At 55.7% G+C, this 26712-nt stretch carries 24 protein-coding genes; 8 read left to right on the top strand and 16 right to left on the bottom strand.

Features of this window, described 5'->3' with window-relative positions; translation table 11 throughout:
- The first annotated feature begins 111 nt into the window (after positions 1-111).
- Together leuA and Q0O33_RS08060 are read left to right on the top strand one after the other, a co-directional pair.
- Positions 112-1782 carry a 2-isopropylmalate synthase gene (leuA, locus tag Q0O33_RS08065; protein ID WP_295498062.1) on the top strand — a complete coding sequence of 557 codons (1671 nt, stop codon included), beginning with the start codon at positions 112-114 and terminating at the stop codon, positions 1780-1782.
- A 186-nt stretch (positions 1783-1968) separates the two neighbouring features.
- Positions 1969-2940 (top strand): nitronate monooxygenase family protein, encoded by a 972-nt coding sequence (locus Q0O33_RS08060; protein WP_295498060.1) that lies wholly within the window; start codon positions 1969-1971, stop codon positions 2938-2940.
- A gap of 80 nt (positions 2941-3020) precedes the next feature.
- Here the strand turns inward: Q0O33_RS08060 and Q0O33_RS08055 are convergent, their stop codons facing one another.
- The 5 genes from Q0O33_RS08055 to miaA form a co-directional block, all read right to left on the bottom strand.
- Entirely contained in the window at positions 3021-3650 is a 630-nt protein-coding gene (locus Q0O33_RS08055; protein ID WP_295498058.1) for a YceI family protein, read from the bottom strand.
- Between the two features lie 78 nt (positions 3651-3728).
- Positions 3729-4748: a ketol-acid reductoisomerase gene (ilvC, locus tag Q0O33_RS08050; RefSeq protein WP_295498056.1), complete on the bottom strand. Its 1020-nt coding sequence runs from the start codon at positions 4746-4748 to the stop codon at positions 3729-3731.
- Positions 4749-4847: 99 nt separating this feature from the next.
- Entirely contained in the window at positions 4848-5363 is a 516-nt protein-coding gene (gene ilvN / locus Q0O33_RS08045; RefSeq protein ID WP_295498054.1) for an acetolactate synthase small subunit, read from the bottom strand.
- The gene (locus tag Q0O33_RS08040) at positions 5363-7105 is read right to left on the bottom strand and encodes an acetolactate synthase 3 large subunit (protein ID WP_295498052.1); all 1743 of its coding nucleotides are present in this window, start codon (positions 7103-7105) and stop codon (positions 5363-5365) included. The genes ilvN and Q0O33_RS08040 overlap by 1 nt, the downstream gene beginning before the upstream one ends.
- A 104-nt stretch (positions 7106-7209) precedes the next feature.
- Positions 7210-8133: a tRNA (adenosine(37)-N6)-dimethylallyltransferase MiaA gene (miaA, locus tag Q0O33_RS08035; protein ID WP_295498050.1), complete on the bottom strand. Its 924-nt coding sequence runs from the start codon at positions 8131-8133 to the stop codon at positions 7210-7212.
- Here miaA and serB point away from each other — a divergent pair.
- Together serB and Q0O33_RS08025 are read left to right on the top strand one after the other, a co-directional pair.
- Positions 8126-9016: a phosphoserine phosphatase SerB gene (serB, locus tag Q0O33_RS08030; protein WP_295498048.1), complete on the top strand. Its 891-nt coding sequence runs from the start codon at positions 8126-8128 to the stop codon at positions 9014-9016. The genes miaA and serB overlap by 8 nt on opposite strands.
- A 73-nt stretch (positions 9017-9089) precedes the next feature.
- Entirely contained in the window at positions 9090-9629 is a 540-nt protein-coding gene (locus tag Q0O33_RS08025; RefSeq protein ID WP_295498046.1) for a superoxide dismutase family protein, read from the top strand.
- A 2-nt stretch (positions 9630-9631) separates the two neighbouring features.
- Here the strand turns inward: Q0O33_RS08025 and Q0O33_RS08020 are convergent, their stop codons facing one another.
- Positions 9632-10342, bottom strand: a complete 711-nt coding sequence (locus Q0O33_RS08020) for a murein L,D-transpeptidase catalytic domain family protein (RefSeq protein ID WP_295498044.1) — start codon at positions 10340-10342, stop codon at positions 9632-9634.
- 132 nt (positions 10343-10474) lie between these two features.
- Here Q0O33_RS08020 and Q0O33_RS08015 point away from each other — a divergent pair, with 132 nt between their 5' ends.
- From Q0O33_RS08015 to Q0O33_RS08005, 3 genes are all read left to right on the top strand, one after another.
- On the top strand, positions 10475-11281 hold the full coding sequence (locus Q0O33_RS08015; protein WP_366048464.1) for a L,D-transpeptidase family protein: 807 nt from the start codon (positions 10475-10477) through the stop codon (positions 11279-11281).
- 93 nt (positions 11282-11374) lie between these two features.
- Complete coding sequence (locus Q0O33_RS08010) at positions 11375-11827, top strand: MerR family DNA-binding transcriptional regulator (protein ID WP_295498042.1); 453 nt, start codon at positions 11375-11377, stop codon at positions 11825-11827.
- Positions 11828-11859: 32 nt separating this feature from the next.
- Positions 11860-13659, top strand: coding sequence for an acyl-CoA dehydrogenase C-terminal domain-containing protein (locus Q0O33_RS08005; RefSeq protein WP_295498040.1), 1800 nt, complete (start codon positions 11860-11862; stop codon positions 13657-13659).
- Between the two features lie 61 nt (positions 13660-13720).
- Here the strand turns inward: Q0O33_RS08005 and cysK are convergent, their stop codons facing one another.
- The 6 genes from cysK to Q0O33_RS07975 all read right to left on the bottom strand — a co-directional run bounded on the left by cysK (position 13721) and on the right by Q0O33_RS07975 (position 21039).
- On the bottom strand, positions 13721-14641 hold the full coding sequence (gene cysK, locus Q0O33_RS08000) for a cysteine synthase A (RefSeq protein WP_295498038.1): 921 nt from the start codon (positions 14639-14641) through the stop codon (positions 13721-13723).
- Positions 14638-15966 (bottom strand): MFS transporter, encoded by a 1329-nt coding sequence (locus Q0O33_RS07995; RefSeq protein ID WP_295498036.1) that lies wholly within the window; start codon positions 15964-15966, stop codon positions 14638-14640. Before Q0O33_RS07995 ends, cysK begins: the two co-directional genes overlap by 4 nt.
- A gap of 87 nt (positions 15967-16053) precedes the next feature.
- Entirely contained in the window at positions 16054-17199 is a 1146-nt protein-coding gene (locus Q0O33_RS07990; RefSeq protein ID WP_295498034.1) for an aspartyl/asparaginyl beta-hydroxylase domain-containing protein, read from the bottom strand.
- A gap of 41 nt (positions 17200-17240) precedes the next feature.
- On the bottom strand, positions 17241-19556 hold the full coding sequence (locus tag Q0O33_RS07985; protein WP_295498032.1) for a UvrD-helicase domain-containing protein: 2316 nt from the start codon (positions 19554-19556) through the stop codon (positions 17241-17243).
- An 89-nt stretch (positions 19557-19645) separates the two neighbouring features.
- On the bottom strand, positions 19646-20194 hold the full coding sequence (gene rsmD / locus Q0O33_RS07980; RefSeq protein ID WP_295498030.1) for a 16S rRNA (guanine(966)-N(2))-methyltransferase RsmD: 549 nt from the start codon (positions 20192-20194) through the stop codon (positions 19646-19648).
- Positions 20194-21039: a pseudouridine synthase gene (locus Q0O33_RS07975; RefSeq protein WP_295498028.1), complete on the bottom strand. Its 846-nt coding sequence runs from the start codon at positions 21037-21039 to the stop codon at positions 20194-20196. Before Q0O33_RS07975 ends, rsmD begins: the two co-directional genes overlap by 1 nt.
- Before the next feature lie 92 nt (positions 21040-21131).
- Between Q0O33_RS07975 and Q0O33_RS07970 the strand changes: the two genes are divergently transcribed.
- Positions 21132-22700, top strand: coding sequence for an MFS transporter (locus Q0O33_RS07970; RefSeq protein WP_295498026.1), 1569 nt, complete (start codon positions 21132-21134; stop codon positions 22698-22700).
- Here the strand turns inward: Q0O33_RS07970 and Q0O33_RS07965 are convergent.
- The 4 genes from Q0O33_RS07965 to trpB all read right to left on the bottom strand — a co-directional run.
- Positions 22685-24025, bottom strand: a complete 1341-nt coding sequence (locus Q0O33_RS07965; RefSeq protein ID WP_295498024.1) for a bifunctional folylpolyglutamate synthase/dihydrofolate synthase — start codon at positions 24023-24025, stop codon at positions 22685-22687. The genes Q0O33_RS07970 and Q0O33_RS07965 overlap by 16 nt on opposite strands.
- Before the next feature lie 141 nt (positions 24026-24166).
- Positions 24167-25021 carry an acetyl-CoA carboxylase, carboxyltransferase subunit beta gene (gene accD / locus Q0O33_RS07960; RefSeq protein WP_295498023.1) on the bottom strand — a complete coding sequence of 285 codons (855 nt, stop codon included), beginning with the start codon at positions 25019-25021 and terminating at the stop codon, positions 24167-24169.
- A gap of 2 nt (positions 25022-25023) precedes the next feature.
- Entirely contained in the window at positions 25024-25809 is a 786-nt protein-coding gene (trpA, locus tag Q0O33_RS07955) for a tryptophan synthase subunit alpha (RefSeq protein WP_295498021.1), read from the bottom strand.
- Positions 25810-25906: 97 nt separating this feature from the next.
- A partial coding sequence (gene trpB / locus Q0O33_RS07950) for a tryptophan synthase subunit beta (protein WP_295498019.1) occupies positions 25907-26712 on the bottom strand: 806 nt, incomplete at its 5' end.

Raw genomic sequence — 26712 nt, 5'->3', positions numbered from 1 at the left:
CACGCCCTTAGGCGTGCCTGTTTTGCCGACCATGTTCGGCAACCCGCCTAAGGGCTTTCCCACCGCCAAATTTAGCCCCCAAACCGGGCGTCTCAGCGAAGTTGCCATATCATGATGCTTTCCGACCCATCGCGTAAATACCGACCTTTCCCCCAAGTGGACCTGCCCGACCGCATATGGCCGACACGGACCATAGACCGCGCGCCGCGCTGGCTTTCCACTGACCTACGCGATGGTAACCAAGCGCTCATCGATCCCATGGGGACGGAAAAAAAGAAGCGATTTTTTGACCTGCTGCTGAAGGTTGGCGTGAAAGAAATTGAGGTTGGCTTCCCAAGTTCGGGCGCTACAGATTTCGATTTCATTCGCGGGCTTGTCGACAGCGGGAGCATTCCGGATGATGTTACAATCCAAAGCCTGACGCAGTCACGACGTGATCTGATTGAAAAAACGTTCGAGAGCATGGCAGGCGCGCCGCGCGCAATTGTGCATGTCTACAATGCCGTCAGCCCTGCGTGGCGCGATATCGTCTTCAACCTCGACAAAGCCGGCGTGAAGGCGATCGCGATCGAAGGCGCGCATATCCTGAAAGAGCAAGCGGCGAAATATCCGCAAACCGATTGGCATTTTGAATATAGCCCCGAAACTTTCTCGACAGCTGAACTCGAATTCAGCCTTGAAGTGTGCGAGGCGGTGATGGATGTGCTGCAGCCCACGGCGGCAAAGCCACTGATCCTCAATTTGCCAGCGACGATTGAGGCGGCCATGCCCAATGTCTATGCTGATCAGATCGAATGGATGTGTCGCAATATCAGCGCGCGGGATCATGTCGTCATCAGCCTGCATCCGCACAACGACCGGGGCAGCGGCATTGCCGCCGCCGAGTTTGGCTTGCTGGCGGGCGGAGACCGCATCGAAGGTTGCCTGTTCGGCAATGGTGAGCGCACCGGCAATGTCGATTTGGTGACGTTGGCGCTGAACATGTATACGCAAGGGCTGCACCCCGGCCTCGATTTCAGTGACATTGATGAGGTCATTCAGACCGTCGAATATTGCAACCAGTTGCCCGTGCACCCGCGACATCCCTATGCTGGCGAATTGGTATTCACTGCCTTTTCAGGATCGCATCAGGACGCGATTAAAAAAGGGTTCACGGCTCAAGAACGGCAGAATGACGAAATCTGGCGCGTGCCCTATTTGCCAATCGATCCCGCCGATTTGGGCCGCAGTTACGAAGCCGTCATCCGCGTGAATTCGCAAAGCGGCAAGGGCGGCGTCGCTTGGGTGATCGAGCAGGACCAAGGTTTGAAGTTGCCCAAACGGATGCAGGCGAATTTTTCGATCACCGTGCAGTTATTGTCGGACACAACGGGGCGGGAGCTGACAAGTGCTGACATTTGGGAGGCGTTTGAAAAGCGCTATCATCTAAAGGGGGATGGCCGGTTCCGGCTCATCGATTTCCACGAAACCCAAAGCCAGCGGCAAAAGGACGAGCGCATCTTTGCGGGCAACATCCGGATAGATGGCGTCGAACAAAGCGTCAGCGGACGTGGCAATGGCCTGATTTCTAGCCTTGCCAACGCATTGCAAGACGCGCTGGGCGGGCCGCTCGATATTATCGACTATAGCGAGCACGCCATTGGCCATGGCACCGATGCCCGCGCCGCCGCGTTTGTCGAATGCCGCGTTGGCGACGGTCCAATTTTATTTGGTGTCGGCATTAGCCAGGATGTTGCTACAGCATCTGTTAGAGCCATTCTAAGCGCAGCTAACGGGGCTTAGTGTCTATGTGCGCTTGAATCTCTGGTAGCCTTCACCTGAACTTAACTCAGGCATTGGGCGCTATAATGCCCGTGCGTTGCAGCACCTTCCCCTACGGAACAGCCCGCTCAAAAAGGTGGGTTTGACAGCCGCGACGCGCTGTGGCTAACCCACGTGCAACTGATGAATTAATAAGGGATTCGACGCATGGCACTTCCGGCAATTTTCGATAATCTTCGGCTACCAGTGATTGGCTCACCGCTGTTCATCGTGTCTGGGCCCGATCTGGTGATCGCGCAGTGTAAGGCTGGCGTGGTTGGCTCGTTTCCGGCGCTCAATGCGCGCCCCGCAAGCCAGTTGGACGAATGGCTACACCAGATTACCGAAGAGCTGGCGGCACATAATCGCGACAATCCTGAACGTCCCGCTGCGCCTTATGCGGTGAACCAGATTGTCCATAAGTCAAATAACCGGTTGCAGGAGGATATTGCTATTTGTGCCAAATGGCAGGTCCCAATCACCATCACATCGCTTGGCGCGCAGGAAGAATTGAACAAAGCCGTCCATAGCTGGGGCGGGATTGCGTTGCATGACGTCATCAATGACCGGTTCGCACGCAAGGCGATTGAAAAGGGCGCCGATGGCCTCATTCCCGTTGCGGCTGGCGCTGGCGGCCATGCGGGCGTGACGTCGCCTTTCGCCTTGATGCGCGAAATCCGCGAATGGTTTGACGGGCCTGTCGCTCTGTCCGGCTCTATCGCGCATGGTGCCTCGGTACTCGCGGCGCAGGCCATGGGCGCAGACTTTGGCTATATCGGCAGCGCGTTCATTGCCACTAAGGAAGCAAACGCGGTTGACGGTTATAAAGAGAATATCGTTGAGGCGAAGGCCGCCGACATTGTTTATTCCGACCTCTTCACGGGCGTCAGCGGCAATTATCTACGCCAGTCGATCGAGCGCGCTGGCATGGACCCTGACAACCTTCCCCAAGGCGATATTTCCACTATGGACTTCGGTTCCGGCGGCAACAGTGAAGCCAAGGCATGGAAAGACATTTGGGGTTCAGGCCAAGGCATTGGTGCGGTTAAAGCTGTGAAAACCGTTGCTGAATTCGTTGACCAGCTTGAGGCCGAATATCGCGCAGCGAAAGCCAGCCTTGATGCCCGTTATTTGGGGTAATCGCGCTTCGATAATTGAGCGTACAGACCATGCCCCCCGATCAAGTCGGGGGTGACATGTGTCTTTGATTTCCTAAAGCTTTAGCTTGCCTTTTCAAACGCGACGCTGATGTCGAGCGTTACGTCATCCGAAATCATCGGAACGGCATAGCTTATGCCGAATGCGCTGCGCTTGATGACGGCTGTGGCGTGAAAACCAACGGTGGCCTTCTTGTTGAAAGGGTTATTACCAGCCCCTGAAAATTTGGTGTCGAGAACGACTGGCTTGGTGACGCCGTTCAACGTGAGGTCGCCGGTGATTTTTGCAGTGGTCCCACTTGCAACGACACTGGTTGAAACGAATTTGGCATCCGCCGGGGCTGGACCAAAAAAGTCGGCTTTGCCGCCGTCCTTGCCAGCGCGCAGCAGATGGCCGGTCAGGCCAGTACTTGCCGTTGTGACCTTGCCGACGGGAATAGTGATATCCACCTTGGCGGCATTTGGATTGGCGGGGTCAAGTGTCAGTGTTCCCGTCGCATCGCCGAAAATGCCGAAATAATCGTTGAAACCAAAATGGCTGACGCGCCAGCCGATCAGCGTATGGCCGGGGTCAGTGTTGTACGTCCCTGCAGTGACACGGGCGACGTCCATTGTTCCGGGCATTTGCGGGGCGCTTTGCGCGATCAATGGCACAGCGAATAAGAGGGGGAGGGCACATAAAAGCTTACGCATAACTTTGCTCCAGATAGCAAAAAGGGGAAGCATCAGTGTCGATGCCTCCCCTAAAACTGTCAAGCTAGGAAAAAGGGTTCAGTTCTTTGCTTGATCCACCAACTTATTCTTGGCAATCCAAGGCATCATCGCGCGCAGCTTTGCGCCCGTTTCTTCGATGGGGTGCGCCGCAGCAGCCTTGCGTGCGGCTTTCAATTCTGGCTGACCCGCGCGGTTATCGAGCACGAAATTCTTGACGAAACGACCCGATTGGATGTCCGCAAGAACGCGCTTCATTTCCGCCTTGGTTTCGTCGGTGATGATACGTGGACCCGTGGTGATATCGCCATATTCTGCGGTATTCGAAATCGAATAACGCATGTTTGCAATGCCGCCTTCGTACAAAAGGTCCACAATCAGTTTGGTTTCATGCAAGCATTCGAAATAGGCCATTTCTGGTGCATAGCCTGCCTCGGTCAATGTCTCGAAACCAGCTTGGATAAGGTGCGTGATACCGCCGCACAAAACGGCCTGTTCGCCGAACAAATCGGTTTCGCATTCTTCGCGGAAGTTGGTTTCGATGATGCCGCTGCGTCCGCCGCCCACGCCGCTGGCGTACGCTAGAGCGATGTCATGGGCGTTGCCGCTGGAATCCTGTGCAACTGCGATCAGGCACGGTACGCCGCCACCCTTTTGATATTCGCTGCGTACGGTATGGCCGGGGCCTTTTGGCGCGATCATGATCACGTCAATGTCGGCACGCGGTTCAATAAGGCCGAAATGGATGTTGAGGCCATGAGCGAACGCCAAAGCCGCGCCGGATTTCATGTTTGCGTGCAGATCATCGGCGTAAATTGCGGCCTGATGCTCATCGGGTGCCAGCACCATAAGGATATCGGCCCAAGCGGCCGCATCAGCATTCGCCAAAACCTTGAAACCAGCGGCTTCCGCCTTTTTGGCTGTTGCCGATCCGGCACGCAGGGCAATCGCGACATCCGCTACGCCGCTGTCACGCAGGTTTTGCGCATGGGCATGGCCTTGGCTACCATAGCCTACAATCGCGACCTTTTTGTCTTTGATAAGGCCCAAGTCGCAATCGGCGTCATAATATACTTTCATTCTTCCGTCCCTTTATCTTTCTCGTCATGCTGAACTTGTTTCAGCATGACGCGCTTTGGTTTGTTATCCTGAAACGCGTTCAGGATGACGATATGGTAATTAACTGACCCCGGCACCCCGCATAAGGCCAACAATACCGGTACGGCCAACTTCGACCAGCCCGACTTCGCGCATCAAAGTTACAAACGTGTCGATCTTGTCAGGGCCACCTGTGATTTCAAAAATGAAGCTGCTGACCGTGGCATCGATGACGCGTGCGCGATAAATGTCGGCAAGGCGCATCGCTTCAACGCGTTGATCGCCCGTACCGTTGACTTTGACCAAGGCAAGTTCCCGCTCCACATGCGGCCCAGCCTCGGTAAGGTCAGTGACTTTGTGGACGGGAATGAGCCGCTCGCATTGCGCGATAATCTGGTCGATCACGGGCGGCGGGCCTTTGGTAACGATAGTTATCCGGCTGGTCGTGTGGTCTTCGCTAATATCGGCCACGGTAAGGCTATCGATATTGTAGCCCCGCGACGTGAACATGCCGGCGATGCGAGCCAGGGTGCCCGCTTCATTATCGACGGTGAGGGTCAGCACGTGCCGTTCGGTAAGTTCTTGCTTAATATGCATTATACGAGCGCCTTTGCTTCGTCATCCATGGTGCCCGATACTTGGTCTGCTTTCAGGATCATGTCCGTATGGGCTGCGCCCGATGGGATCATCGGGAAACAGTTTGCCGTTTTGTGTACACGGCAATCGAACATCACTGGCCCGTCATGCGCAAGCATCTCGGCAATGGCATCATCGAGCTTGGCCGGGTCAGCACAACGAATGCCTTTCCAGCCATAAGCTTCGGCCAGCGCGACGAAATCAGGCAGGCTGTCCGAATAGCTTTCGGAGTAGCGGCTTTCATAGGTCAGCTCTTGCCACTGGCGGACCATCCCCATCCATTCATTGTTGAGGATGAAGACCTTTACCGGCAAACGATATTGCGTTGCTGTTGCCATCTCTTGAATGTTCATCTGGATCGATGCTTCACCGGCGATATCGATCACGAGCGCATCTGGATGCCCCATTTGCGCACCAATTGCCGCAGGCAGGCCATAACCCATCGTACCAAGTCCACCGCTTGTCAGCCATTTATTTGGCGCATCAAAGTGAAAATGCTGCGCCGCCCACATTTGATGCTGGCCAACCTCAGTCGTGATGATCGGGGCTTTGTCCTTTGTGGCTTCAAACAGGCGCTCAATCGCATATTGCGGCATGATTTCCTGCGTGCTGCCGGGGTAATTTAGGCACCCAACGGCGCGCCATCCAGCGATACGTGACCACCAATCGTCCAGCGGCTGTTTTTTGTATTTCCGGCCTTTCCAGACATCGATCATCTGACGCATGGCCGTGCCAACATCCGCAACGATGGGTAGGTCAACGCGGACGGTCTTGTTCATTGAGCTGCGGTCTATGTCGACATGAATTTTGACGCTGTCCGGTGAAAATGCGTCCAATCGGCCCGTTACGCGGTCGTCAAAGCGGGCGCCGAGGCAGACCATGACGTCGCATTGGTTCATGGCCATGTTGGCCTCATATGTGCCGTGCATGCCCAACATGCCCAACCAAGCGTCGCCGGAGGCGGGATAGGCGCCAAGGCCCATCAACGTCGATGTCACCGGCGCTCCAGTCAATTCTGCCAACTCACGCAGCGCTTCGCTTGCGGCAGGGCCCGAATTGATGATACCGCCGCCCGTATACAAAATCGGTGCCTTAGCATTGGCAATCAATTCCACCGCGCGGTTGATTTCGGCATAGTCGGCCTCACCCGCATAAGTGAAGCGCGAACGGGCAGGGCGCTTCACATCGGTACTTGCCGTTGCCACCTGCACATTTTTGGGAATGTCGATGACAACCGGACCGGGGCGTCCTTTAGTAGCGATGGAGAAAGCCTCCCGCACAATAGTTGCGAGTTCGGCCGGGTCCTTCACCAGATAATTATGCTTGGAACAATGGCGCGTAATGCCGACGGTATCTGCTTCTTGAAAGGCATCTGAGCCGATCAAATTGGTCGCGACCTGGCCTGTCAGGACGATCAAAGGGATAGAATCCATAAACGCGTCGGCAATGCCGGTAACAGCGTTGGTCGCACCGGGGCCGGAGGTGACTAGCACAACACCTGGCTTACCCGTTGCACGGGCATAGCCCTCCGCCGCATGGGCAGCGCCCGCCTCATGCCGGACGAGGATATGCTTAATCTTCTTCTGCTGAAATAAGGCGTCATAAATAGGCAGAACTGCGCCACCGGGATAACCGAATACGGTATCCACGCCCTGTTCAACCAGGATATCAATCAAAATTTCTGCGCCGGATTTTTCGGGCACTGGACAGTCCTTATAAGTTAAGCCGCTTCCCCATGTTGCACTGCAATAGGGTAAGCAAGAGCGGGCTAGCTAATGATTAGAAAATGACTTGTCAAATACATTCATTAAAATATTATTTCAAAATCACCTATATTTGAATCATTTATTACTGCACTTGCGCGGTGCCAATCCGCAGGAGCTTGATTGCGAAACCAAGTAAACTGCCGCTTTGCATATTGTCGGGTGGCAATTTGGCCGCGCGCAATCGCTTCGTCCCGATTCATCATGCCTTTAAGATAGGCCGAAATCTCCGGCACGCCGATGGCGCGCATAACGGGTGCATCTTGCGGCAGATTGCGGGCAAGCAACGCCTCCACTTCATCAATTGCACCATGCGCCATCATTTGTTCAAAGCGAGTGTCGCAGCGCGCGTATAGCCAATCGCGTGGGGGTAAGAGCAACAAAGGACGCAAAATGATGTCCGCTGATATGCCGCCAATCTTGGTTGCGCGCCATGCCAAGATGCTGCGCCCGGTGCTTTGCACGACCTCAAGTGCACGGGTGATGCGACTGACATCCGTGGGGGCCAAGGTTGCGGCAACCGGCGCATCATATGTTTGAAGCGCGGCATAAGCTTCTTCCACTGGCATCGCGCGGATTGCGGCCCGCAATTCAGGGTCAACTTCCGGTATGGGCGCAATGCCGTCCAGCAAGGTGCGTAGGTAAAGGCCGCTACCGCCGACCAATATCGGCGTGGCGCCTGCGGCATGGGTGCGCGCAATAGCCTGCTTGGCATCTTTGGCCCAGCGCGCGGCGGAGCAGGGGTTGACGCCATCGATATAGCTAAAAAGATGATGGGGAGCTCTGCGTTGTTCATCGGCAGTGGGCTGCGCGCTCAATATCGGCAGATCAGAATAAACTTGCGCGCTATCGGCGTTGATTATCTCGAAATTGCCAGATCGGGCCAGATGCAGCGCTAATGCCGTCTTGCCGCTTGCTGTCGGACCCGCAATAAGCGCGACCATATTTTGAGGATTCGATATGCCCATTTGCACTCTGATAGCAGCAGACAATCTGGAAAGCGGCAACTTTTCCGAGGCGAAGGATCGATTGGCCGAAGCCGGCTGTATCCCCAAGGCTTTTGACTGGCTCGCAGAAGGCAAAGCAGCCGACATATTGTTTGAAGGCGACCTATCCGATGGGCGCTTGGCCCTCGCGGGTATTGAGGACCGTTTTGATATTGCCATCCAGCATGAGGGGAGCCGCCGAAAAATGTTGTTGGTGTCCGATATGGACAGCACCATGATTACGGTCGAATGCATTGACGAATTGGCGGACTATGCCGGCATTAAGCCAGAGATTGCCGCGATTACCGAACGCGCAATGGCCGGTGAGCTCGATTTTGCCGAGGCTTTAAAGGCGCGGGTCGCTCTGCTGGCGGGGCTGGACGAGGATGTCATTGCGCAGTGCCTGCGCGAACGCGTGCAGCCAATGCCGGGAGCCGATATCCTCGTGCGTACGATGACCGGATGGGGCGCGCATGCGGTACTCGTGTCGGGTGGGTTTACAAGCTTTACGGGTCCTGTGGCTGATAGGCTGGGCTTTCATGAGGTGCATGCCAATCTTCTGGAGATTAAAGACGGACGCCTAACGGGGGCACTGGCGGCCGATATCGTGGATGCATCGACAAAGCGTATCGTGTTGCACGCCGCGGCAGAAGCACGCGGCGTTGACCTTGAGGCGGCGCTGGCGGTTGGTGATGGCGCGAATGATTTGCCAATGATCGCTGCAGCGGTGTCCGGCGGGGGCCTTGGTGTTGGCTATCATCCGCGCCCGCAATTAGCGCAAGCAGCAAACTTTTCCGTACGACATAATGATCTAACAGCGTTGCTCTTTGCGCAGGGCGTTAAGCCCGACAAATGGGCCGACTGAACGCATGAAACAAATTGAGTGCCGCATGGTTGATGTTATGTTGCGCTCGCACAGCCAGATTTAGGAGAAGAATATGCTTAAGTTTCTGCCGATTTTTGTTATTCCCATCCTCGCGAGCTGTGCGACCATGCCAGCTACAAAGGCAGTTGAGGCGTCCGAAGTTGTAACGGCTGATCTTGCCCGTGCCGACGGCAGCTGGGCCGGTGTTGCGACCATATCGCAGCGGCGCGATGGTGTGTTTTTAAGCCTGTCTGCCCAAGCGCCTGCGGCCGGAACATTTGGCATGCATCTGCATGCCGTTGGGAAATGTGAAGCACCTGACTTCGCCAGCGCGGGGCCGCACTGGAACCCGGATATGAAGCAACATGGCCACGACAACCCCATGGGCGCGCATGATGGTGATTTGCCCAATGTGAATGCGGGCGCTGATCGGAAAATCATATTGGAGTATAAATTGAAGGATATAATGCTGTCAGGACCAACCGGTCTGTTGGATGCCGATGGCGGCGCGCTTGTCATCCATGAGAAAGCCGATGACTATAAAACCGATCCAAGCGGCAATAGCGGCAAGCGGATTATCTGCGGTGTGTTTAAGTCGGGAAACCGGAGCTGAGCTTACACCTTATCAGCGAATAAGAGGCATCCTGGGGCCACGCGCTCCAGGATCACGTTGATATCATCCTTCGCAAAAGCAAAGCAGCCTTGGCTTCGGCCAATCTTGCCTTGGTCGTAAATGAGCGAACGGTTCACATACCAAGCAGGGTGAATGACAATCGCGCGGGCCTCGGCTTGGTCATTCTGCGGATCAAGCCCGATTAACCGGCGGGATTCGCCATATTGACCAATATAGGTCTCACCGACGAGATAGCTGCCCGCCGATGTAGCCTCCGACCCACGCACGTTGGAAAAATGTTGGACCCAGCCGCTATGGCTTGGGTCTGAACCCTTGCCATGGGCGACCAAGAATGTGTCGGATTTTCCACTACGCAGATCGACAACATAAAAGCGCGGATCGCGCGATGGCTTGGAAAAGTCCGCTATGGCCAGCAAATCATGGTTGTGAATGCGCGCCTTATGCGCCGCCAAAGCGGCCTTTGCGCGATCAAGCAATAAAGGCGATGGGCCGCCCGGTTCGGTGCCTGTGCCTGGCCGAAAGACGATGTCGGCCGCCTTTGATGGAACCGTAAGTAAGCTCGCGCCTAAAACCGCCGAATGAATGAATTGCCTGCGTCCTATGTTCATGAAGGCAAGATAGGGCTCAACGCTGGCGATAAATAGGGCCTTTAAGGCATTTGAGCGCAAAAGCAGGACGGTTAAGCGCATCATGTCGGAACCTATGGGTCCCGGCCTAATTTATACCGGTGCGGAAAAATTGACGTCGAATTTTTAAGCGGATGATGGTATGCCCATTAAGATGCTGTTTTGTACGGCGCAATATCCGGCAGTTAGGGCAATTTCATGGGTTTCGGCGCGGGCATCCGCACATTGCAGGGCATAATCGCGCTTTTGTTGATGAGTGCAGTGCCGGCCATGTCTGGAGCGCAAGTATTGGAGCAGGCGCCGCCTGCACCTATCCAGCAAGGTCAGAGGCCTGAAGTCGTTCCGGCGGATCCCTCGTCGGCCACGCCACCGCAATCGGTAGTCCCGCCGCCTGTGGCAAACCCACCTGCCGCGAAAACCCCTATTGCAACGCCCACACCAAAGCCCCGCAAAAAAGGGCCTGTTGACGCGCTGAAGCCCGGACAGTTTCGGTGGGCAAAGCAGGAGGTCTATACAGGACCGATGAAAATCGTCGTCGTGCTCGATATTCAGCGGATTTATGTGTTTCAGAATGATGAGTTAATTGGCTTCAGCACTATTTCGTCGGGGAAAAAGGGTAAGGAAACGCCGACAGGTGTTTTCAATATTCTGCAGAAAAATGTGGACCACAAATCCAACCTCTACAGCAACGCGCCGATGCCATTTATGCAGCGGCTGACCTGGGATGGTATTGCCATTCACGGGGGTGATTTGCCCGGATATCCGGCATCACATGGCTGTATCCGTTTGCCCTTAGTTTTTGCCAAGAACTTGTTCGGCGTCACACAAATGGGGCAAGAGGTCGTCGTTCTTCAAGACACGTCAACGCCCGTCAAGCGGCCGGAGCCCCCGCCAGCCACAGATGCTTTGGCTGGACCAGAGGATGCCACCGTCGATCCCACACTGCCTCCACCAGTACTGGCACCAAAGCCCGCAGAAGCATTTCCGCCCGAGCCATCCGTTTAACCTGCTTTATTCCTACCGCAACCGTCACGTCCCCGATTGACGTTTACGCTAACGTAAACTAGTGACGTTAGGGCAACGAAGAGGGAGGGCGCAATGGAATCTGTAACGCGCGAAGAAAAGCGGGCCGATGCGACCATCGACACGCCCGACGCATATAATCGGGATTCGTTTACGATATCCGACCTATCAGTCGAATTTGAGGTAACCGCGCGGGCATTGCGTTTTTACGAAGATCAGGGGCTGATTTCGCCGGAACGTATGGGCTTGGCGCGCATTTATTCAAAACGGGACCGGGCGCGGTTGGCATGGATATTGCGGGCAAAGCGGGTCGGGTTCAGCCTGGCAGAAATCCGCGAGATGATCGATTTGTACGACCTGAATGACGGTCGCAATATTCAACGCCGTGTGACTATTGAAAAATGCCGCGACCGGATCAATCTGTTAAAGGCACAGCGCGACGACATTGAGAGCGCAATTAAAGAGCTGACCGAATTTGTTTCAACGGTGGAACAGGTCGAGGCCGCGGAAAAATCTGCCGCGGCGTAACGCCCTATTCACCGCTATCTAAAGGACCGAAAATGCCAAGCTATACCGCCCCCGTTCGCGACACGCAGTTCATCCTTAACGAAGTTTTGGGCGTTGAGCGCTACGCCAATCTGCCTGGTTTTGAAAATGCCAGCGCTGATATGATTGATGCGATCCTCACCGAAGGCGCAAAGTTTGTGGAAAATGTGCTGTTTCCTTTGAACCAAGTCGGTGACCTGCAAGGCTGCACACGCCATGAGGATGGCAGCGTGACCACGCCCGACGGTTTCAAGGACGCCTATAAGCTATATTGCGAAGGTGGCTGGGGCACATTGTCGAGCCCCGTGGAGTTTGGCGGGCAGGGCATGCCGCACATCGTCTCCATGGCCTTTGAGGAGCTTATGGCGAGTTCCAACATGGCGTTTGCGATGTACCCCGGTCTGACACAGGGCGCGGTGTCCGCGATTTTGGTCAAGGGCAGTAACGAGCAGAAGGCCAAATATGCCCCAAACATGATTTCGGGCAAATGGGGCGGAACCATGAACCTGACCGAGCCGCATTGCGGAACTGACCTAGGCCTTATCCGCACCAAGGCAGAGCCCAATGGAGATGGCAGCTTTGCCATTTCGGGGACCAAGATTTTCATCTCGTCGGGTGAGCACGATCTGACCGAGAACATCATTCATTTGGTGCTCGCAAAAACACCCGGTGCACCAGACAGCGTGAAAGGCATATCTTTGTTCATCGTGCCGAAATTCCTTGTGAATGACGATGGGTCGCTTGGTGCACGCAATGCTTTATCCTGTGGTTCTATTGAACATAAAATGGGTATTCATGGCAACGCCACCTGCGTCATGAATTATGACGGTGCTACCGGATTTTTGGTCGGCGAAGAGAGTAAAGGCCTCGCGGCCATGTTCATCATGATGAATATCGCGCGGCTTGGCGTGGGGCAGCAGGGCTTGGGCATTGCCGAAGTCGCTTACCAAAATGCAGTGCATTATGCGCAAGACCGCCGTCAGGGCCGCGCACTGACTGGACCGCAGGATTTGGAGCAAAAGGCCGACACGTTGTTCGTCCACCCCGATGTGCGCCGTATGTTGATGGACGCAAAATCGTTTACCGAGGGTATGCGTGCCTTGTGCCTATGGGGCGCGTTGCAGGCCGATTTGCTGCATCATGCGCAAACCGAAGAAGAGCGGCAGACCGCTGATGATCTATTGTCTTTGCTGACACCCGTCATCAAGGGCTATGGCACGGACAAGGGCTATGAAGTCGCAACCAACGCCCAGCAAGTCTATGGCGGCCATGGCTACATCGCCGAATGGGGCATGGAGCAATATGTCCGCGATGCCCGTATCGCGATGATCTATGAAGGCACAAACGGCGTACAAGCCATGGATCTCGTCGGCCGGAAACTCGCGCAAAATGGTGGCCGCGCCATTCAGGCGCTTTTCAAAATTGTGGACGAAGAATGCGCTGCTGCCAAGTATGGGCCGTTGGCGGATTTGGCTGGTCGCCTTGAGAAGGCCAATGGCGATTTGAAGGCGTCAACGATGTGGTTCATGCAAAATGGCATGGCAAACCCGAATAATATCGGCGCTGGTGCGCATCATTATATGCACATCATGGGCATCGTTGCGCTTGGCCTGCAATGGCTACGCATGGCGCAAAGCGCACAGAAGTCGCTGGATGCAGGGACAGGGAACGCATCATTCTATCAAACCAAGCTGGTGACAGCGCGTTATTTTGCGGAGCGTCACATGCCGGATTGCGGCGCGCTTCGTCGCAAGATTGAAGCAGGCAGCGAGGCCATTATGGCACTTACGCCGGAAATGTTCGCAGCGGCGTAACCGCGGCTTGTTCCCCCTGAGCCAACAAAATGCCGGGAACATGTGTCCCGGCATTTTTGGTTTACTCGACTGGTAAGAAATCCGGGACTGACAGATAACGTTCGCCAGTATCATAATTGAAACCAAGCACGCGGCTTCCTGCGGGTAGTTCGGGCAGTTTCTGCGCAATCGCAGCCAGTGTCGCGCCCGACGATATACCCACTAACATGCCCTCTTCGCGCGCGGCGCGGCGCGCGGTTTCTTTGGCTGCTTCGGGATCAACCTGAATTACACCGTCAAGCAAAGCCGTGTGCAAGTTTGCCGGTATAAACCCTGCGCCAATCCCTTGGATCGCGTGCGGACCCGGTTGGCCGCCGCTGATGACGGGGGACAGTGTTGGTTCAACTGCAAATACTTTCAGATTTGGCCAAGCCTTTTTCAAAACTTCGGCGCAACCCGTGATATGCCCGCCCGTGCCAACGCCAGTGATCATCACATCTACAGGGGTGTCGGCAAAATCCTCTAAAATCTCCAGCGCGGTTGTGCGCACATGGACGTCGATGTTAGCGGGGTTTTCAAATTGCTGTGGCATCCATGAATTTGTGGTTTGTGATACCAGTTCTAGCGCACGTTCAATCGCGCCTTTCATACCCTTTTCCCGTGGGGTGAGGTCGAACGACGCGCCATAGGCCAGCATCAAGCGGCGACGCTCCAGAGACATGGATTCCGGCATGACGAGGATAAGTTTGTATCCTTTGACCGCCGCGACCATCGCAAGGCCGACGCCAGTATTGCCAGATGTTGGCTCAATGATTGTGCCGCCGGGTTTAAGGCTACCGTCCTTTTCCGCCGCTTCAATCATCGCAAGCCCGATGCGGTCCTTAATCGATCCGCCGGGGTTTGACCGTTCCGATTTAATCCAGACCTCTGCATTCGGGAACATACGTCCCATGCGAATATGCGGGCTGTTACCAATGGTTTCGAGGATCGATTGCGCTTTCATGGACTTTTTCCTCTATATTGTGGTTCGAACGTGCGGGCGTTTTTGAGTTCGGGAAATAACCCCGCCCAAATAGCTGTAACAAATATGGCACCAGCGCCACCAAATACAACCGCGCCGACCGGACCAAGCACCGCTGCGGCCAAACCAGACTGTAATTCGCCCAATTCGTTCGATGCGGAAATGGCGAGGCCAGATACCGAGCTGACACGGCCGCGCATCTCATCGGGCGTGTTGAGTTGCACCAGGGATGAGCGCACGTAAACGGACAACATGTCCGATGCGCCGAGCACGACCAGCATGACCAAAGCTACCGCCATTCCTGCGCCCATGTTCAGTAAACCAATGCGCGCGTCTCCGAAGACACGGGCCCCTATTTCATGGCTGAGGCCAAAGCCGATAGTCGCCATACCAAATATGACCACAGCCCAAAGCATTTTTGCGCCAACATTATGGCGCAGCGGCCGGAAGGTAAGCATGAGTGCCACCACTGACGCGCCGATAGCAGGTGCAGCGCGCAACTGTCCAAGACCATCGGGCCCCACCATCAAGATGTCGCGCGCATAGACCGGGAGCATGGCCGTTGCGCCCGCCAGCAACACCGCAAACAGGTCAAGCGTAATAGCACCGAGCAAAAAACGTTCCGACCAAGTGTAACGCATACCATCGACCATTTGGCGGATAGGGTGGATTTTCCTTTCCATCGGCGGCGGATAGACGGGTCGGACGAAGCTGAGGCTGACCGTCGCCATAAGCATGAGGCCAGCCGAGGCAAAATAGGGCAGTGAAGGGTTTGCTGCGAACATCAGGCCGCCTGCCGCAGGACCAATCACCGAACCAATTTGCCAAGCAATGGAGCTTAAGGCAATCGCGCGGGGCAGGGATGCGGGGGGCACGATGTTAGGCGCAATCGCCGACATAGACGGCCCAACAAACACCCGTGCGACGCCGTGCAAGGCTGCAAACAGGAAAAGGAGAGGGAGGGTCAGTCCATCCACATAAGTGAACCAGCCCAAAGCAAGCGCAACCATCATGTCGATGCTATTGGCGAGCCGCGCTACCGTCCGCCGCTCCCATCGATCTGCGGCCCATCCGGCTACAGGCGTTAGCAGCGCGAGGGGAACAAACTGCACCAGCCCTAACAGGCCAAGTTGTAACGACGCCTCGCGAATGGACATGCCATAATCGCTGCGCGCGATGTCATAGGCTTGGTAACCGATGACGACGACCATCCCCATTGTTGCCAGCACCGCCATAAAGCGTGCGAGCCAGTAAAAGCGAAAGTCAGCGATTTTTAACGGATGGATTTCAGTGGGCGTGTCGGACATATTCTGTGGGCCTATCGGCTTGCGCAAGCAAGTGCAAGGCAGGGGCGTCTATTCGGCGACAACGCTGCGTTTTGTATGCGGCGCAGACTATCCCGCATCTTCCGGCACGCCATGATAATTATTGATCGTTTCAAATATCGTTGTCAGCGCGGCGCGTTCGTCCAACGATATTTCTGGGCGCCATATCTCGAATAGCAAGATCACGCGTGTGTCGTTGCTTTTATTCCACGCCTCATGTTCAAAACTGTCATCGAAAATCAGCGCTTCACCCGCACGCCAGCTGCGCGTTTCATTGCCGACCCGAATGGCGCAGCCCTGCGGGACGATCAACGGAATATGGCAGATAAGGCGGGTGTTTAACAGGCCATGATGCGGCTGGATATGGGTATCGGGTTTCAGTAACGACCATAACGCAATCGGCGACCTCTGGTCGATCAACGGCATCGGCGCATGTGTTAAAGCTTGCATGGTCACCGGACAGCGCGCAGCGTTTTCTGGGACGATTGTACCATTGCGCCAAAAATAATACGCCCCCCATTTGGGATCGTTCATCAACGGATTGGCCGCAAGCGGTCGGTCAGCATTTGCCTCCACATAAGGTGCGAAGTCCTGGTCATCCGCCAATACAGCGCACAGTTCAGCTTGCATTGCTGGCACAGCGGCTTCGATTTCCATCAGCCACGGGAACTCTTCGCGCTCGTAAAATTGCCGTTGCGGCAGTCCCGGAAAATAAAAGCTTGAAGGCTGCTGCACATAGAGCTGCTTACGGCCAAGCAGCATATCGACTGCAGTGCCGACCCGTCCATCACGCGTGAGGCCTGCCTGTTTCAGACCGTCAATCAAGTGCTGTTCAAACTTGACCTGCACTTGCCCGATAAATTCACGCGCACGGTGGAGCATTGGGTGAAGGGCGGAGGGCACGTTCGGGGTGGCTGCCGCTTGATTGAGCGCCGCCTGAAAGAAGGAATTGGCGGCGCGGTCATCACCCATCCGCGCCTTTAACTCGCCCGACAAGATTAACGCAGGCAAGTTGCGTGGTTCCAACGCAAGCAGCCGCTGTAATGCTGCCTCTTCGTCTGCGACGTTGCCGAGTAGGTTGCAAGTTTGCGCCAACAGCAGCCAAGGCATTTCGCTTTCCGGAAGCTCTGCCAACAAGCGCTGCGCAAGCGCGCCATCGCGCCGCTGGAGCGCCGCTCTGGCATCGGTGATGATATTGGAAGCCCCCGCATTCATGCTTCACCTTAATCGCAAAAAATGGTCCTTTACCAGCCTTATCATGAGGGTGCCGATCCTAAACTAACAAAGCTGTCCATGACGCGCTTACGGCCAGCTTGCTCAAAATCGATCTCCAGCTTGTTGCCTTCAATCAATGCAATGACGCCATAGCCGAATTTTTCATGGAACACGCGCAGACCAATGCTGAGGTCGCTTCGGCCCTTATTACCTAGGCTGACGGCGCTGCGCGTGTTTTCGGCTATGCGCTGAGGACGCGGGTTGAAACCGCCCGAGGTGGCGGCGCGTTGCCAGCCTGGGCCTCGCGCATTGCTGCGGCCTTGGTTGGCGGCGGCCAGATGCGCGAATGGGTCAGTTTGCTCGCTCCAGTTGGCGCGCCATAAGGATGCGCCGCCTGTCATTGTCTGTTCGGCCTCGATATGGTCGAGCGGCAGTTCTTCAATGAAACGGCTGGGGATGCTGCTGGTCCATTGGCCATAAATCCGTCGATTTGCGGCATGGATGATGGTGCATTTGCGCTTGGCGCGCGTAATCGCGACATAAGCTAAGCGGCGTTCTTCTTCCAACGCGGCAAGGCCACCTTCGTCCAACGCGCGTTGCGACGGGAAAATGCCTTCTTCCCACCCGACTAAGAAGACATTGTCATATTCCAAGCCCTTGGCGGCATGGATAGTCATGATCGTGACGCTCGCGCCGGTGTCGCCGCGGTCATTATCCATGACCAAACTCACATGCTCCAGAAACTCGCCAAGCGTTTCATATTCTTCCATCGCGCGGGCAAGTTCGCTGAGGTTTTCGAGGCGGCCCGATGCCTCCGTACTACGCTCGGCCTGTAAGACTGCGGTATAACCGCTTTCGTCCAGTATTAGACGCGTTAGATTGGCAGGTGACATCGTCGCTGCCTCGTCCCGCCAGCGCGCAATATCGACCACAAGGTCCGCAAGTGACTTGCGTGCCTTACCGGTCAGTTCGTCGGTGCCGACCAGACGCGCGGCGGCGACGGACAAGGGGGTGCGTTCTGCGCGCGCCACAATATGCATTTTTTCGACAGCCTTGTCGCCAATGCCGCGCTTGGGCACGTTGACAATCCGTTCAAAGGCAAGGTCGTCGGCGGGCTGATTGACGATGCGCAAATAGGCAATGGCATCGCGAATTTCGGCACGCTCGTAGAAACGAAAACCACCGACTATCCGATAGTTGACACCGATTTGTATGAAACGGTCTTCAAATTCACGCGTCTGGTGCTGGGCACGTACGAGTATCGCAATATTGTCCAGGCTTTCACCTTTATACTGGATTGCTTCGATTTCGTCACCGACGCGGCGCGCTTCCTCGGGGCCATCCCAAACGCCAATGATCCGAACCTTTTCGCCGTCGTCCAATTCGGTCCATAATGTCTTGCCAAGCCGTGCGCTGTTGGCATCAATCAGGCCCGATGCAGCGGCAAGAATATGCGGCGTGCTGCGGTAATTTTGTTCTAGCTTGATTGTCTTGGCGCCCGGAAAATCCTTTTCAAAGCGCAGGATGTTCGCAACCTCCGCCCCGCGCCATGAATAGATGCTTTGGTCATCATCACCGACGCAGCAGATATTCTTGCGCTTCTGCGCCAGCAATCGCAGCCAAAGATATTGGACGGCGTTGGTATCCTGATATTCGTCGACAAGGATATATTTGAACTGCGCTTGATATTTTTCGAGGATGTCGCGGTTGTTCTTCAGCAGGTTCAGACCATGCAACAACAAATCACCAAAGTCGCAGGCGTTCAACGCCAGCAACCGCGCCTGATACAGTGCATACATATGCCGCCCTTTGCCATTGGCAAAAGCTTCATTGTCAGCAGCGTCCAAATCGGCAGGCGATTTGCCCGCATTTTTCCATTTGTCGAGTAAGCTCGCTAGTCCGCGTGCAGGAAAGCGCTTCTCGTCCAAATCTTCGGACTGGATAAGTTGCTTCAACAGCCGAAGCTGATCATCCGTATCAATAATCGTGAAGTTGCTCTGTAGGCCAATGACTTCGGCATGACGGCGCAGCAGTTTTGCGCCAATGCTATGAAAGGTGCCAAGCCATGGCATCCCTTCTACCGCTGATCCCACCATTGCGCCAATGCGCTCGCGCATTTCGCGCGCCGCCTTGTTGGTGAACGTGACGGCCAAGATTTCCGACGGCCATGCTTGGCGTGTGTACAATATCTGCGCCATACGCGCGGTTAGGGCGGCCGTTTTACCAGTGCCAGCGCCCGCCAGCAGAAGCACAGGTCCTTCGGTCGTAAGCACGGCTTCACGCTGCGGCGGGTTTAACCCACGCAACCAAGGCGGTTCCGTTTGCGAAGGATCGGACTGGACCTGAATGTCTGACATATGCGAACAGTTAGGGAACAACGCAAGGAACCGCAAGCGCTGTTCGGTCCTGAGGTGGAACTATAATAAGGCGTAAAGTGCGCGCGCCGTTAAAGCGCCGCAGGCCGCAATAATGTGAGTTTTGCTTTGCCGACATTGCGGACCGTGTCGATCGTGAAGCCCTTCACCTCGACATCTTCCTTGATGCTCGTTTCAACGCTAATCCACGCCGAAGGCGCAAACCAACCAAAGCGACCCAATTTATCCAACGCCACAGAACCCGCGCCACTCAAATAGGGTGGATCCATTAAGACGATATCCGCAGGCTTTATTGCGGTACCGAGCGACAGTACTGAGGATTTACGCACATCGCTTTGGTCTTTTGCGCCCAGCTTATGGATGTTCGCTGCAAGTGCGTCGAGCGCTGGCGCATCCTGCTCGACGAAGGTGCAATGCGCCGCGCCGCGCGACAAAGCTTCAAGCCCGAGCGCGCCAGATCCCGCAAATAGGTCAAGCACGCGCAAATCTTCAAACGACCCCAGCCGACTTGTCAGCATGGAGAATAATGTCTCACGCGTGCGGTCTGCCGTCGGGCGGGTTGTGTCGCCTTTCGGCGCAACAAGCGGCCGCGAGCGCCACTGGCCGGAAATGATACGCATTATTTCAACGTCTTTCGAAATTCGATAAGGTCCACGCGGCGCACTTCGCCGACAGTGCCGGGCGCGAGTTCGCCCAGAACGAACGGGCCGTAGCGGGTGCGAATGAGGCGGCTGACTTCAAGACCTAAATGTTCCAGCACGCGGCGGACTTCACGGTTTTTACCTTCCGTCAGCGTCATTTCTACCCAGCCATTGCGGCCCGTGCGGCGTTCCAGATTGGCGTCGATTTTGCCATATTTTACGCCTTCAATCTCAATGCCGTGGATCAGTTCCTCCAGTTGTTCCTGGCTGACATCCCCAAAGCAACGCGCACGATAAGTGCGTTCAACACCGGTCGATGGCAATTCCATCTGGCGCTTGAATTCGCCATCATTGGTGAGCAACAACAAGCCTTCGGTGTTCAAATCCAGCCGCCCAATGGGCATCAGGCGGGGTAAATCCTTTGGCAGCACGTCGTATATTGTCTTGCGCCCGCTAAAGTCGCGTTCAGCCGTCAGGCAGCCTTCGGGTTTGTGGAACATGTATAATTGGGTTGGGGCGGGCTGTCCCACCGCCTTGCCATCCACAGCAACGCCACGGAGTGACTTTAATAGGGTTGCAGGCGTTTCAACCTTTTCATTGTTCAGCGTGACTCGGCCATCGGCAATCATGCGTTCGATTTCGCGCCGCGACGCGACGCCAGCGCGCGCGAGCAGCTTTGCAATGCGCTCTTCACCATCCTGACGTTCCAACGCGCCTTTGCTAGGGCCGGCATTTGGGTTGGGTTTACGCGACGGTTTGCTGTCCCAACGCAGACGCGGTGGCTTGGTTGGACGGACAGGAGCTTTTGACGGAGGTTTAACCATGTCCGCGCCTTTGACGCATATTGCTTTAAAAGTCACTGGCCATTCAGGAAAATGGCGTTAGTCATCGTCGCAATAATTTTGGAGGGGGCCAAATGTCAGTCGATTTGCTGCGTTTTATCATTTTTGCGGGCATTTTGCTCGCTTTGCCATTGATCGCGCTGACTGTTCCGGCTTTCCGGCCATATTTACGCAAAAACCCCGTCATTACCTTTCTGCTGGGCATTTCGAGCGGCTTTCCGCTGACATTGCTTGTCGCGACAATGACATTTTGGTTGGCGAAGGTGGGTATCGATACGGCAACCATCGGTTTTGCCGTGGCATTGGGCATTCCGTACACGATAAAATTCCTCTGGGCGCCTTTGGTGGATAAGCTGCATCTGCCGGTTTTGACCAAATTGTTCGGGCAACGCCGCAGTTGGTTGTTCTTCGTGCAAGCCTTGCTTTTCGTGTCGATCTGGCAATTAGGCGCGAGCAATCCGCAGCCTGGTGACATGGGTCTATTTGCGATTTGGGCGCTCATCACAGCGTTTCTATCGGCCACGCAGGATATCGTTATTGACGCCTATCGTATCGAAATATTGGAAGAAGAAGAATTCGCGCACGGCACGGCGACAAACCAGTTTGGGTATCGCACGGGCAATTTGATTGCGGGTGCAGGAACCATCTATTTTGCCTCCCAAGAGGGTCTGGGCCTTGGATGGTCAACGGCCTATGGCCTGACCGCATTTTGCATCATTCCGGCCATCATTGGCGCCTTATGGGCCGGGCCGGGCAAGTTTGTGGATCGTTTCGCCCATGTGGAGGGTATGAAGCCGAAGCAATGGCTGACAGAGGCGGTAATCAACCCGTTCCGCGAATTTTTAACGCGGCATGGGGCGTTCCTCATCCTTGGCTTTGTCCTTGTGTACAAGGTCGGCGATGCCATGGGGCAGGCGATGTTAAGCCCGATGATTGTTGATCTTGGTTTTTCCGATCTCGATTATATTTCCGCCAATAAATTATGGGGCTTCGGCGCGTTGATTGTGGGGTCGGCCTTGGGCGCGCCATTTATCTTGTGGCTCGGCATGGGCCGCGCTTTGCTCATCTCGGGCCTCTTGATGATGTTCTCCAACATCATGTTCATGATCTTGGCCGCTACGGGCAATAGTTACTGGATGATGGTTGCGACCATTTGCACGGAGAATTTAACGAGCGGTATTGGTCTCACGGTTTTCGCGACCTATTTGTCGGGTCTATCGAGCATTGCCTACACCGCGACGCAATTTGCGTTGCTGTCGTCCTTTGCGGGCGTTGGCCGGACCTTTATGGCAGGGCCAGCGGGCATTGTTGCAGAAAATGTAGGTTGGGTCGGCTTTTGGGGCTTTACCGTAGTCGCCGCGATTCCGGGCATGATCTTGCTCTGGCTGCTTTGGAGCAAAGGCTATGTCGTGCAAAGTATCCAGCAGGTTGCGGCTGTCGATGAAAAGGCGATGAAGGATCCGGTCGGGCCGATACGTATCTTTGGCTTCTTGCTGGTCGTCGCCGGACTGATCGGACTGCTCCTCTCAAAACCATTAGAGTTCGCAAATGATATTACATGGTCGTTTGCGGCATTGCTGGTGGTAGGCGGATTGCTTGCTTGGAAGGGGCAGTCGAAGCGCCTGCCTCAGTCCGGCACCTGATCGTTCAGGCGTAACACTTCACCCGCCAAATATAGCGAGCCGCAGATGAGGACATTGACTGGGGCTTGCTGCCCAGCCATGCGCTTCAGCGCAGTTACAATGTCGCCTGCTGGCCGTGCGTTAGTGATGTGCAGTTCGGAACGCGCCACTTCGCAAAGCTCGGTTGGCAGATGATGTTCATGGCCCGGAATCGGCATGGCCGTCAGCGTTGCAATTTTCGATGCAAACGGGGTCAAGAAACCAAGCGCGTTCTTATTCTTCAACATGCCAATAATGACATGCACTGGCGCTCCGTTTTCCAGCGTTCTGGCAATTGCTGCCCCTGCGTCGGGGTTGTGGCCGCCGTCCAGCCAGATATGCGAACCATCAGGCAATAATTTGGTCAGGGGCCCTGCCGATAGTAATTGCATTCGTGCGGGCCAGCGCACCCACTCCATCGCGGCGGACAAAGCCGCTTCGGGAACAGAAATCGCCGATTGATGCCGCAGCATTGCCACCGCCAAGGCCGCATTATCCGCCTGATGCACGCCCGGCATGCTGGGCAGGGGCAGGTTCAGCTTTCCAGCGGCATCGCGGTAATGCAGGCGGCCATCATATACCGCGGCATCCCAGCCTTCACCGCGCGCATGTATGTCTGCGTTGTGCACAGACGCTTGCGCAGCAACGGTGTTTGCCATCGACGCGCTATATTTCTGCGTGACTAATGGCGAACCGGACTTGGCAATGCCCGCCTTTTCAAACGCGATCCGGTCCAGCGGGGGCATGTCGGGAACGCCATCTTCTGCCGCCAACAAAAATGCCTCATGATCCAACCCCAGCGAGGACATACCGCACGCTACAGGCTTGGTCAGAACATTGGTCGCGTCAAGCCTGCCGCCAAGGCCAACTTCGACAATGCACGCATCCGCCTTCGTCCGTGCAAAGGCGCAGAAGGCTGCGGCGGTGGTAACTTCGAAAAAGCTCGCTTGTAGCCCTTCTGCATGGTCGAGAACTTCGGATAGCAGTGCGGACAAGCTAGCATCGTCAATCAACCGCCCCGCGACCCGTATGCGCTCGTTAAAGCGCACCAGATGTGGACTGGAATAGACATGTGCCGTGAGCCCCGCCGCCTCAATGGCACCGCGCAGAAAGGCACAAGTCGAACCTTTGCCATTGGTCCCAGAAACGTGGAAGACGGGTGGAAGATGATGATGCGGGTTACCAAGCCGATCCAGCAAGGTTGCGATGCGTTCAAGGCCTAACACGTCCTTGCCGGGTGACAACATCGTCAGCCGATCAAGCTGCGCCTGAACGGCAGGATCATTGGAGATTGCGTGGTCAGGCATGCGTATTCCCCGAACACCACAAGTCGTCACCCTGAACTTGTTTCAGGGTCCATCGCGCGGCAAAAACCGGCGGCCTATGCGTCCAAATAGACCCTGAAACAAGTTCAGGGTGACGATGAGGCGGCATCACAAACTGCTTTATCAAGCCGCCTTCTTCTCCGGCGCGAGATAGCCGATGAGCTGCGACAACACAGCGCGCAGGTCGTGGCGATGGGTCACCATGTCGATCATACCATGCTCCAGCAAATATTCAGCACGTTGGAACCCTTCGGGGAGTTTTTCACGGATCGTCTGCTCAATCACGCGCTGCCCAGCAAAGCCGATGAGCGCACCGGGTTCGGCAATTTGTACGTCCCCAAGCATGGCGTAAGATGCGGTGACGCCGCCCGTGGTTGGGTCGGTCAGCACAACGATATAGGGTAATCCTGCATCGTGCAGCATCTGGATGGCTACCGTCGAACGGGGCATTTGCATCAGGCTCAGTATGCCCTCCTGCATACGTGCGCCGCCCGCCGCGGTGAAGATGACATAAGGGCATTTCGCACGGATAGCGGCCTGAACCGCGTCGATGAACGCTTCACCCACCGCCATACCCATGGATCCACCCATGAAGGCGAAATCCTGCACGCTGACCACAACAGTCTGGTCATTAATCTTGCCGCGCGCGGTCTTCATGGCGTCGGTCTCGCCCGTGGCTGCGCGCGCGGCCTTGATCCGGTCGACATATTTTTTGGTGTCTCTGAACTTCAAAGGATCTTCGCCCACGATCGGCGGTTTGAGAATCTCATAGCTCTCATTGTCGAATAAAGCGTCAAAGCGTGCAGCGGGGCCAATGCGGCCATGATGATCGCATTTGGGACAGACGGACTGATTTTCCTCAAATTCGCGCAGGAAGATCATCGCCTCACAACCCTTGCACTTGTGCCAAAGCGTTTCGGCGGTCTCGCGCTTGGCTATGAAGGGAATGGCGTTACGGACGCGGGTGACCCAATTCATGTTCAGACCTTTCTGGCGGCAATAATGGCTTGCTTTAGGGATGCCACATAATCGCGGACAGGGCCAGCTGCGCTTCTTCCATGTTCAGCGACAAGTTCGACAATGGCGGAGCCGACGACAACGCCATCAGCAACGCGCGCGATGTTGGCGGCTTGTTCAGGCGTGCGGACGCCAAAGCCCACCGCGATGGGCAGGTCGGTATGCACTTTTAGGCGCGCGACGGCTTCATCAATGCTGGTCTGTGCTGCGACTTGTAGGCCGGTGATGCCAGCGACGCTGACATAATATAGGAAGCCCGACGCGCCATTGAGGACCGTGGGCAAACGCGCCGCGTCGGTTGTTGGGGTTGCCAAGCGGATAAGGTCAATGCCTGCATTGCGCAAAGCAGGGCCAAGCTCCGGATCTTCCTCGGGCGGAATATCGACGCAGATCACGCCGTCGACGCCCGCCTTGTTGCATTCCGATGCAAACCAATCACCACCGCGGATCGTCATGGGGTTGGCATAGCCCATCAATACTAATGGCATGTCGGGATGGCGCTTGCGAAAGGCGGAGGCGAGGGCGAAGATATCTTCCGTCTTGGTCCCCGCGTTCAAGCTGCGGATATTCGCCTCTTGAATAGCAGGGCCGTCAGCCATCGGGTCGGTGAACGGCATGCCGAGTTCAATCACATCTGCCCCGCCCGCGACGAGTGCGTCTAGATTAGCGGCGGTTTCGCCATCACCTGCAGTGATGAAGGCGACGAGCGCGGGATGGGGCTTGGAAAAGGCGGCGGAAAGGCGAGTCATACAAGCACCTTTTCGTCATCCCGAACTTGTTTTGGGATAACAGGCAACGGTAACGCGTTATCCTGAAACAAGTTCAGGATGACGAATGTTTGGGTGTTCATATCGTCGTCCCCAAAGCCTCAGCGACGGTGAAGATATCCTTGTCCCCACGTCCACATAGATTGGCCAATATGATCTGGTCGCGGTCCATCTTCTTCGCTTCGCGTTCTACTGCTGCAATGGCGTGGGCAGGTTCCAGCGCGGGAATGATGCCTTCCGTGCGGCAGAGCAATTGGAATGCGGCAAGGGCCTCCACATCGGTCACGCTGTCATACCGCACGCGGCCAATTTCCTTGAGCCAGCTATGTTCGGGGCCAATGCCGGGATAATCGAGCCCAGCGGAGATCGAATGGGCCTCGGCAATCTGGCCGTCATCGTCCTGCAGCAAATAGGTTTTGTTACCATGCAGCACGCCGGGGCGACCGCCGGCAAGACTTGCGGCATGTTCGGCGTCAAGTCCATGACCCGCCGCCTCAATACCGAGCATTTCAACGTCTTTGTCATCCAAAAAGGGATGGAACAGGCCGATGGCGTTTGATCCACCGCCAATCGCCGCAACAAGCAAGTCGGGCAGGCGATTGATGCGCGACAGCATTTGTGCGCGCGCTTCCTTGCCGATGACGCTTTGAAAATCGCGGACCAGTTCGGGATACGGATGTGGGCCAGCCGCCGTGCCGATAATGTAGAATGTGTCATGGACATTGGCGACCCAGTCGCGCAGCCCTTCGTTCATCGCGTCCTTTAACGTGCCTGCACCACTGGTGACGGGAATGACCTCTGCGCCCAAAAGGCGCATACGGAACACATTGGGCTGCTGCCGCTCAATGTCTTTCGCGCCCATATAGATGAAGCAGGGCAGGCCAA

The sequence above is a fragment of the Sphingorhabdus sp. EL138 genome, assembly GCF_945862485.1.
In the GTDB taxonomy this organism is placed as follows: domain Bacteria; phylum Pseudomonadota; class Alphaproteobacteria; order Sphingomonadales; family Sphingomonadaceae; genus Sphingorhabdus_B.
The sequence above is the reverse complement of the archived record's forward strand: the minus strand, read 5'-3'. Positions and strand labels throughout refer to the sequence as shown.